The organism is Mesorhizobium sp. M7A.F.Ca.ET.027.03.2.1 (assembly GCF_003999175.1).
In the GTDB taxonomy this organism is placed as follows: domain Bacteria; phylum Pseudomonadota; class Alphaproteobacteria; order Rhizobiales; family Rhizobiaceae; genus Mesorhizobium.
In genome coordinates this window covers 1-2,421 of the sequence record NZ_RZOM01000951.1, presented here as the reverse complement: position 1 = coordinate 2,421, position 2,421 = coordinate 1, and the positions used below count along the sequence as shown (strand labels likewise).

The 2,421-nt window shown below is 61.3% G+C and carries 2 protein-coding genes; one reads left to right on the top strand and one right to left on the bottom strand.

Translation table 11 applies throughout. The features are described from left to right. Positions 1-1,113: molybdopterin cofactor-binding domain-containing protein (locus EN750_RS29470; RefSeq protein ID WP_145968023.1), on the top strand; the 1,113-nt coding region annotated here is incomplete at its 5' end. A 129-nt stretch (positions 1,114-1,242) separates the two neighbouring features. Here the strand turns inward: EN750_RS29470 and EN750_RS29465 are convergent. Continuing rightward, positions 1,243-2,421, bottom strand: a 1,179-nt coding sequence (locus EN750_RS29465; protein WP_127398854.1) for an ATP-binding protein, incomplete at its 5' end; no start/stop codon positions are given.

Genomic DNA, 2,421 nt, shown 5'->3' with positions numbered 1-2,421 from the left:
GAGCCGATCGGAGGTAAGCCATTTTCCAGCCGCTCACTCATCAAGTGCTATGACCAGGCGTCGGAGGCCTTTGGCTGGTCGAAACGCGATCCCACGGTCGGCTCGATGCGCGACGGCGATTGGCTGGTCGGGATGGGCTGTGCGACGGCAATCTATCCGACAGCCGCCGCGCCTTGCGCGGCCCGGGTTCGTCTCACCGCCGATGGCGAGGTTCGGGTCCAGTGCGGCTCGCATGAAATCGGCACCGGCGTTCGCACCATCGCCGGCCAGATGGCGGCCGAAAGGCTGGGGGTTGGCATGGACAAGATCAGCGTCGAGATGGGCGACAGTGCCTTGCCGCCGGCTCCCGTGTCAGGCGGATCGATCTCGACCGCCAGCGTCTGCTCCGCAGTCATGAAAGCCTGCGATGCGATACGCGAAAAGCTATTTGCCGCCGCTGCGGGCAAGGGGGCTCCGCTGGCAGGTTCGGCCAATGCGAAGCTGGATTTGAAGGACGAAGAGGTCGTCACCGAGACCGGCAAGTCCGCCAAGCTGGCCGATGTCTTCAAGGCCATGCAGGTCGGCGCCATCGAAGAATATGCCGAGTTTGCGCCGAAGGGTTCTTCGCCTGAAGCCCTCAGCAAACTCTATGCCGGACAATCGGAGTTTCATGGTGGAGAGAACGACGAAGATTCGGTCAAATATGCCTTTGGCGCCGAGTTCGTCGAAGTGCGCATCAACAGCTATACACGCGAAATCCGGGTGCCGCGCACTGTCGGAGCCTTCGCTGCCGGGCGCATCATGAACACGCGCACCGCGCGCAGCCAGCTGATGGGTGGCATGATCTGGGGCATCGGCCAAGCGTTGCACGAGGCCACGGAAATCGATCAGCGACACGCGCGCTACGTCAATCGCGACCTGCAGGACTATCTCGTGCCGGTCAACGCCGACATCAAACAGGTCGACGTTATCCTGGTCCCCGAGATCGACCACCAGGTCAATCCTGCCGGCGTCAAGGGCTTGGGCGAACTCGGCAATGTCGGAACGGCTGCCGCCGTGGCGAGTGCCGTCTATCATGCCACCGGCAAGCGCATTCGCGATCTGCCGATCAGAATAGATGATTTGATAGGCTGAGGGTCAAGAGCTCTGAGAGGAGGGGCTTCACAAGCCGACATCGTCATCGAAATTGTCGCGGTGGCGGCGTTGCCTGACTGAAAAAGTTTTCGCGTGCAGCGATAGCTTAGTTGCCTTGGCTCTCGAGTGTCACTCCGGGGCTGTGGCCGGAGCCGTGTAACGGCGGCGTACAGCGTCAAGCACCCGCTTGCGGCTATCCTGCGCCGACAGGGTCTTGTCCTCTTCCGCCTCGGCGGTTTCGCGCGCCAGGTCCTTGTCCCTGATCTGATGTCGGAACCATTTGGAATAGTCGCCGGTGCGCAAATGAAACTCCCAGGTCTTGTCGTCTATCCCCTCGGCGATCTGAGCGAAGATCATCAGATTGTGAGCCCTGAGGTTCATCGCATTGTCAGGGCCATGGAAATAGAAGCTGCCGGCTTCGTCGAGTTGGCCTTCGGCATATTTCCGGCTGTGCCGCTTGAGTGACTGACGTGGTTCAACCACCTTGACCGTCTTGACTTTCTTGCCCGACTGCGGCCGCCAGAACAGCACGCGCGCGCCTTTGGGCGTTGGAATGTCCTTTGGCGGCTCAATGCCAGTTTCCTTGCAGAAGACCTTCACCACGTCCTTCGCCTTGGGGCCAAGCGCAATGATGGCTGTGACAAGGCGCAAGGCGTCTGTCGAGATCGCCCCGGGGTGAACGGTGATCAGGATTGTGCCCGGCAATTCCAATGACAGGACCGCCCGCGTATCGTCGCGCCGCTTGGGCAGAAGATGGTGCGCTTCATCGATGACGAGCCAGTGCGGTCTCGCGGTGCGCCGGCGGAAACTGCTCAGGCCAGGCAGCAGGTCGGCAAAGAAATCCGGCCTCTCGTCGACGCGCAGGGCCAATCCATTGACGACAATGTTGCTGTCGGCCTTGGCGATCAGATCCAGCACCTGCGCCTTTGTCGGCGCGCTTGAGCCGTCTCCCAGGCGAACGGCGCCTTCGAGGCCGTCATAGTCGCCTTCGGGATCGAAGACGCAGAACTGAAAACCACTTTCGACGAAGCGTTCCGTCAGCGCGGTGGCCAAGGTGGATTTGCCAATGCCGGAACTCCCGGCAATGAGGATCGTGTCGCTCGGCGACAGGTAGACATCATCGCCGCCAGACGATCCAAGAACGATGCCGTCATGGCGCTTCGGCACTATCGCGTGATCACGCTTTATCAGCTTTGCGATTAATTGCTCCACGCCCTTGCCGCGGGCGCCACGCATGACCAGGTCGGCTGTATCCTTGACCGCCGGAATTGCATTGTCGACGGCGGCGCTGCAGCCACAGGCCTGCAG